This is a genomic window from Pantoea sp. CTOTU46764 (genome assembly GCF_031974595.1).
In the GTDB taxonomy this organism is placed as follows: domain Bacteria; phylum Pseudomonadota; class Gammaproteobacteria; order Enterobacterales; family Enterobacteriaceae; genus Pantoea; species Pantoea trifolii.
The window spans coordinates 24,324-31,201 of record NZ_DALYOQ010000054.1 but is presented as its reverse complement, the minus strand read 5'-3'; the positions used below and the strand labels follow the sequence as shown (position 1 = coordinate 31,201).

8 protein-coding genes are annotated in these 6,878 nt (G+C 53.8%); 6 read left to right on the top strand and 2 right to left on the bottom strand.

The window, feature by feature from the left end; all coding sequences use genetic code 11:
• Positions 1-109: 109 nt before the first annotated feature.
• Entirely contained in the window at positions 110-670 is a 561-nt protein-coding gene (gene gmhB / locus RTM06_RS16520; RefSeq protein ID WP_008108445.1) for a D-glycero-beta-D-manno-heptose 1,7-bisphosphate 7-phosphatase, read from the bottom strand.
• A gap of 187 nt (positions 671-857) precedes the next feature.
• Between gmhB and metN the strand changes: the two genes are divergently transcribed.
• From metN to proS, 6 genes are all read left to right on the top strand, one after another.
• A complete protein-coding gene (metN, locus tag RTM06_RS16515) occupies positions 858-1,889 on the top strand; it encodes a methionine ABC transporter ATP-binding protein MetN (protein ID WP_293797507.1) in 1,032 nt (343 codons plus the stop codon).
• Positions 1,882-2,535, top strand: a complete 654-nt coding sequence (locus RTM06_RS16510) for a methionine ABC transporter permease MetI (RefSeq protein WP_256695676.1) — start codon at positions 1,882-1,884, stop codon at positions 2,533-2,535. Before metN ends, RTM06_RS16510 begins: the two co-directional genes overlap by 8 nt.
• Positions 2,536-2,572: 37 nt before the next feature.
• A complete protein-coding gene (locus tag RTM06_RS16505; protein WP_312183609.1) occupies positions 2,573-3,388 on the top strand; it encodes a MetQ/NlpA family lipoprotein in 816 nt (271 codons plus the stop codon).
• A 128-nt stretch (positions 3,389-3,516) separates the two neighbouring features.
• Entirely contained in the window at positions 3,517-3,918 is a 402-nt protein-coding gene (gene rcsF, locus RTM06_RS16500; protein WP_061718072.1) for an Rcs stress response system protein RcsF, read from the top strand.
• Entirely contained in the window at positions 3,915-4,622 is a 708-nt protein-coding gene (gene tsaA / locus RTM06_RS16495; protein WP_256695672.1) for a tRNA (N6-threonylcarbamoyladenosine(37)-N6)-methyltransferase TrmO, read from the top strand. The genes rcsF and tsaA overlap by 4 nt, the downstream gene beginning before the upstream one ends.
• An 89-nt stretch (positions 4,623-4,711) precedes the next feature.
• Positions 4,712-6,430, top strand: coding sequence for a proline--tRNA ligase (proS, locus tag RTM06_RS16490; protein ID WP_312183606.1), 1,719 nt, complete (start codon positions 4,712-4,714; stop codon positions 6,428-6,430).
• 30 nt (positions 6,431-6,460) lie between these two features.
• Here the strand turns inward: proS and arfB are convergent, their stop codons facing one another.
• Entirely contained in the window at positions 6,461-6,871 is a 411-nt protein-coding gene (gene arfB / locus RTM06_RS16485; RefSeq protein WP_312183604.1) for an alternative ribosome rescue aminoacyl-tRNA hydrolase ArfB, read from the bottom strand.
• Between the last annotated feature and the right edge of the window lie 7 nt (positions 6,872-6,878).

Genomic DNA, 6,878 nt, shown 5'->3' with positions numbered 1-6,878 from the left:
CCGCTTTGCCGTCTCAGTGGTGGCGCATTATAGGGAGTTATTCGGAGCTGACAAGTGCAAATTTCAAGTTTTTTGCTGTTCGCTTGAAATTTGCGCAAAAGGCCCGTTTTTAGGCCTTTTTAATGCGTGCAGGCAGCTCTGCCAGACTATTAATCACCCAATCCGCTGCCGCTTCACCTTCCGGCGTTACCGGCTTGCCGCTACGTACCAGCACTTTCGTGCCCACACCCGCTGCTAACGCCGCCTGCATATCTTCTATTTTGTCGCCTACCATATAAGAAGAAGCCATATCGATATCCAGATGCTGCTGCGCGGAGAGCAACATGCCCGGCTGCGGCTTACGACAATCACACTGCTGGCGATATGCTTCTACTGTGGCATCAGGCAGATGCGGACAGAAATAGATGCCATCCAGATCAACATCGCGATCGGCCAGCGACCAATCCATCCATTCGGTGAGCTGCATAAACTGATCTTCGGTAAACATGCCACGCGCAATGCCCGACTGGTTCGTCACCAGTACCAGCGCATAGCCCATCTTTTTCAGCGCCTGCAGCGCTTCGATGGTGCCATCGATGAATTCGAAATTATCGATTTCATGAACATAGCCGTGATCGACATTCAATGTGCCATCACGATCAAGAAAAATAGCCGGGACTTTGTTCGCCACGTAGAAACTCCTGCTGAAAATGTGTCGCTAAGTATCGCATGATTGCGTATAGCGAGAGAATGGCAGTTTGAATGACTTCCATTGATTTAGCCGTCTGGATGCCTTAACATCCATCCAAATTTCGCACAGCCCTGCTGAGTGAAGCCCGATACACCACGGACTATGCAACACGATAATAAATAAACTAATGATTAAACTTGAGAATATCACCAAAGTGTTCCAGCAAGGTTCACGCACCATTCAGGCGCTGTCGAACGTCAGCCTGCACGTGCCTGCTGGACAGATTTATGGCGTCATCGGTTCATCTGGTGCCGGTAAAAGTACACTGATTCGCTGCGTCAATCTGCTGGAGCGCCCAACCTCTGGACGCGTGCTGGTAGATGGCCAGGAGCTAACCACGCTTTCCTCTGGTCAATTGACGCTGGCACGCCGCCAGATTGGCATGATTTTCCAGCACTTTAACCTGATGAACTCCCGCACCGTCTCCGGCAACGTGGCGCTGCCCTTAGAGTTGGGTAATCTTTCACGTGAACAGATAAAGAAGCGTGTTAGCGAATTGCTGGATTTGGTGGGATTATCCGACAAGCATGATAGCTGGCCAGCGAATCTTTCTGGCGGACAAAAGCAGCGTGTCGCGATTGCCCGTGCACTGGCAAGCAATCCAAAAGTGCTGCTGTGTGATGAAGCCACCAGCGCACTGGATCCTGCCACCACGCGTTCGATTCTGGAACTGCTGAAAGACATTAACCGCCGTCTCGGCATTACCATTCTATTGATCACCCATGAAATGGATGTGGTGAAACGCATCTGCGATCAGGTTGCGGTCATCAGCAACGGTGAGTTAATAGAGAAAGACAGCGTGAGCGAAGTGTTCTCGCATCCGAAAACGCCGCTGGCGCAGCAGTTCATTCAATCGACATTGCATCTGGATATCCCCGACGATTACCAGCAACGCATGGCGCCACAGCCAACAGCCGAAAGTGTGCCGCTGCTGCGTCTGGAGTTCACCGGCAAATCGGTTGATGCTCCGCTGCTCTCTGAAGCGGCCCGTCGCTTCAACGTCAATAACAACATTATTAGTGCGCAGATGGATTACGCCGGTGGCGTGAAGTTCGGCATCATGCTGGCTGAGATGGATGGCAGCGAAACAGATACACAAGCCGCCATTGCCTGGCTGAAAGAAAATCATGTGAAAGTAGAGGTGTTGGGTTATGTCTGAAGCGATGATGTGGTTACTGACGCGCGGCGTCTGGGAAACGCTGATGATGACCTTTGTCTCTGGTTTCTTTGGTTTTGTCCTCGGTCTTCCGGTGGGCGTGCTGCTGTATGTGACGCGTCCCGGCCAGATTCTGGCCAACAACGTGCTTTATCGCGTGCTGTCGGCGCTGGTGAATATCTTCCGATCAATTCCGTTCATTATCCTGCTGGTGTGGATGATTCCGTTCACCCGCGCCATCGTCGGCACTTCGATTGGCCTGCAAGCTGCTATCGTGCCGTTGACCGTGGGTGCCGCGCCGTTTATTGCACGTATGGTGGAAAACGCCCTGCTGGAGCTGCCAACCGGTTTGATCGAAGCATCACGCGCCATGGGCGCCACGCCGCTGCAGATCGTGCGCAAAGTCCTGCTGCCGGAAGCGCTGCCAGGTCTGGTGAATGCCGCTACAATTACCCTGATTACCCTGGTTGGCTACTCCGCAATGGGCGGAGCGGTTGGCGCTGGCGGTTTGGGTCAGATTGGCTACCAATACGGTTACATCGGCTATAACGCGACTGTAATGAACACCGTGCTGGTTCTGCTGGTTGTGCTGGTCTATTTAATCCAATTCTGTGGCGACCGCATCGTACGTGCTGTGTCCCATAAGTAAGCAAGCAACATCAATAGTCCTCTATTAAGGAAGGGATATGTCTTTTACATTTAAAAAGATTGCCGCTGTGGGTGCTCTGATTGGCGCAATTGCGCTGGCAGGATGCGATCAGAAAGCAAAAGATCCAAACCACATTAAAGTGGGTGTGATTGTCGGTGCTGAGCAGCAGGTTGCTGAAACCGCGGTGAAAGTGGCGAAAGAGAAATATGGCCTCGACGTTGAGCTGGTAACCTTTAACGATTACGTGTTGCCAAACGAAGCGCTGAGCAAAGGTGATATTGACGCTAACGCCTTCCAGCACAAACCGTATCTGGATCAGCAGATCAAAGATCGTGGCTACAAGCTGACTGCGGTGGCGAACACCTTCGTTTACCCAATCGCGGGCTACTCGAAGAAAATCAAATCACTGAATGAGCTGCAGGACGGTTCACAGATCGCTATTCCCAACGATCCAACCAACCTGGGACGTTCTCTGCTGCTGCTGCAGAAAGTGGGCCTGATCAAACTGAAAGATGGCGTTGGTCTGCTGCCAACTTCACTGGATATCACTGAGAACCCGAAAAAACTGAAGATTGTTGAGCTGGAAGCGCCGCAGCTGCCACGTTCACTTGACGATCAGCAGATCGCTCTGGCGGTGATCAACACCACTTACGCTAGCCAGATTGGTCTGACGCCAGCGAAAGATGGCATCTTCGTGGAAGACAAAGATTCACCTTACGTGAACCTGATCGTGACCCGTGAAGACAACAAAGACGCTGAGAACGTGAAGAAGTTTGTTGAGGCTTACCAGTCAGACGAAGTGTCTGAAGCGGCCAACAAGATCTTCAACGGCGGCGCAGTGAAAGGCTGGTAATTTTCACCTTTCATGCCTTACAGGGCGGCTTCGGCCGCCCTTTCTTTTGCCATAAATTGCACCTGACTTGTTATTTATTGTCGTCCTTGTTTCAATAACGCCACTTTTTATTACTTGAGGATGTTGCCATGCGTTTTTTACCGCTCTGCTTGTTGGCATTGATGCTAACCGGGTGTGTGCGTGAATATCACCCGATAAGCAGTGCTCCTTCTCGCCCGCAACAGGCATCCAGCGAGCCAGAACGCAAACCGACTCCACGTCCTGCGCCGGTGAAGATCTACACCGATGCGGCCGATCTGGTCAGCAACCCGTTCCGCGATTTGGGCGAAGTGTCCGCTGAAGATTGCCAGAGCAGCAGCCAGGATTCGCCACCTAACATCAACACCGCGCGCAAGCGCCTGCAGATCCGAGCGGCCGGCATGAAAGCCAACGCCGTCCTGCTGCATAAGTGCGAAATTGTCACCAGCACGCCGGGATGCTATCGCCAGGCCATTTGCCAGGGCTCTGCACTGAAAGTCTCGAATCAATGAGTGAGTTTGCCTTCGCGCAAATCGGCGTAATTCGTTCGCCGTGGAAAGAGAAGTTTGCCGTCCCGCGCCAGCCCGGTCTGGTGCAGGATGGCGGCGGCGAGCTGCATCTGCTGCCGCCTTATAATCAGCCGGAAGCGGTGCGCGGGCTCGAAGAATTCAGTCATTTGTGGGTGCTGTTTGTGTTTCACCAAACCCTGGAAGGTGGCTGGCGTCCGACCGTACGTCCACCGCGCCTCGGCGGCAATACGCGTATGGGCGTGTTTGCCACTCGATCAACCTTTCGCCCTAATCCTGTCGGCATGTCGCTGGTTGAGTTAAAAGGCATTCGCTGCGAGAAGCAGCAGGTGATCTTGCAGCTCGGCAGCCTCGATTTAGTCGATGGCACGCCGGTGGTGGATATCAAACCTTATCTGCCATTTGCCGAAGCGCTGCCAGACGCGCGCGCCGGGTTTGCGCAGGCGGCACCTGATGCCAGCATGCCGGTACGCTTTTCGCTGCTGGCGCAGAGCCAGCTCCAACAGCAGCAGAAAACCTACCCGCAGTTAGCGCGTTTCATCAGTGAGGTGCTAGCGCAGGATCCGCGTCCGGCTTACCGTAAAGGTGAGACCGAAGATCGTGAATATGCCGCCTGGCTACTCGACTTTAACGTGCGCTGGCGCATTGATGCGGCAGGAACCGAGGTGATCGCCCTCGATCCCCGTTAAAACGCGCTTTTGAGTGATTGTTCTCGCTGGTACACTAGCCGCCAGAAAAATTTTGTCAGTCTCCTTCCGTATAACTGGAATCGTAATCAATGCGTACTACTCAATATCTGCTCTCCACTCTGAAGGAGACACCTTCCGATGCAGAAGTGATCAGCCACCAGCTGATGCTGCGCGCCGGCATGATCCGCAAACTGGCTTCTGGTCTTTATACCTGGTTGCCGACCGGTATTCGCGTGCTGCGAAAAGTTGAAAACATCGTGCGTGAAGAGATGAACAACGCCGGTGCGATTGAGATCTCCATGCCGGTGGTTCAGCCTGCCGATCTGTGGGAAGAGAGTGGCCGTTGGGAGCAGTACGGCCCGGAACTGCTGCGCATTAAAGACCGTCACGAACGTCCCTTCGTGCTGGGTCCAACCCACGAAGAAGTGGTCACCGATCTGATCCGCAACGAACTGAGCTCTTATAAGCAGTTGCCGATTAATCTGTATCAGATCCAGACCAAATTCCGTGATGAAGTGCGTCCGCGCTTTGGTGTGATGCGTTCACGCGAGTTCATCATGAAAGATGCTTACTCGTTCCACACCACGCAGGAATCGTTGCAGGAAACCTACGACGCGATGTACCGCGCATATAGCCAGAGCTTCAGCCGTATGGGTCTGGATTTCCGCGCCGTACAAGCTGACACCGGTTCTATCGGCGGCAGCGCATCACATGAATTCCAGGTGTTAGCGCTGAGCGGTGAAGATGACGTGATCTTCTCCAGCGAATCCGATTATGCGGCCAACATTGAGAAAGCCGAAGCCGTAGCGCCGGCTGGCGAGCGTCCGCAGGCAACAACCGCCATGACGCAGTTCGATACGCCAAACGCCAAGACTATCGCCGAGCTGGTTGAGCAACATCAGCTGCCGATTGAGAAAACTGTCAAGACGCTGTTCGTCAAAGCCACCGAAGAGAGCGGCCACACGCTGGTTGCCCTGCTGCTGCGCGGCGATCATCAGCTGAACGAGATCAAAGCCGAAAATCTGGATATCGTCGCTGAACCGCTGGAAATGGCGAGTGAAGATGAGATTCGCGCGCTGCTCGGTGCCGGTCCAGGCTCACTCGGCCCGGTCGGTTTGACCATGCCAGTGATCGCCGATCGTACCGTGGCGAAAATCAGCGACTTCTGCGCCGGTGCGAACATTGATGGCAAGCATTTGAGCGGCATCAACTGGGGGCGCGATCTGCCAGAACCACGTGTGGAAGATATCCGTAACGTGGTGGAAGGCGATCCAAGCCCAGACGGCAAAGGCACGCTGCAGATTAAACGCGGTATCGAAGTGGGTCACATCTTCCAATTGGGTACCAAGTACTCCGAAGCGATGAAAGCGGCAGTACAAGGCGAAGATGGTCGTAACCAGGTGATGACCATGGGTTGTTACGGTATCGGTATCACGCGCGTAGTAGCGGCTGCGATTGAGCAGAACAACGACGAGCGCGGCATCATCTGGCCTGCAGCATTAGCACCGTTTGAAGTGGCGATTCTGCCAATGAACATGCACAAATCTTTCCGTGTGCAGCAGTTGGCTGAAGAGCTGTACAACACGCTGCGTGCCAAAGGCATTGACGTGATTCTGGATGACCGTAAAGAGCGTCCGGGCGTGATGTTTGCAGATATGGAGCTGATTGGCGTGCCGCACACCATCGTGATTGGCGATCGTAATCTCGATAACGAAGAGATCGAGTACAAGGCGCGTACCGCCAGCGAGAAGCAGATGATTAAGCAACATGACATCGTCGACTTCCTGGCGAAAGCCCTGAACAAGTAACGCTAAAACGCCTCCAGCCGGAGGCGTTTTTTATTGCACCTTTCCGCGCATCGCCTTCACGTTACTGCGCAGGGTTTTACCCTCCAGCCGCCTCACTTTAGAGCCGTGCGTGGGTTTGGTCGCGCGCCGCACTTTTTCCACCGTGGTTAACTCCTGAATCAGATTAATCAGCCGCTGCACGGCCGCTTCCCGATTCATTTCCTGGCTGCGATGCTCCTGCGCTTTGATGATCACCACGCCTTCTGCAGTGATCAAATGATGGCTGGCCGCCAGCAGTCGCTCTTTATAGAACGGCGGCAGCGACGATGCATGAATATCAAACCGCAGGTGAATCGCCGTGGAGGTTTTATTCACATGCTGGCCACCGGCACCTTGCGCACGGATGGCACTGAGTTCCACTTCATTATCTGCAAGTGAAACCGATCGGGACAGCACAATCATCTGTCAC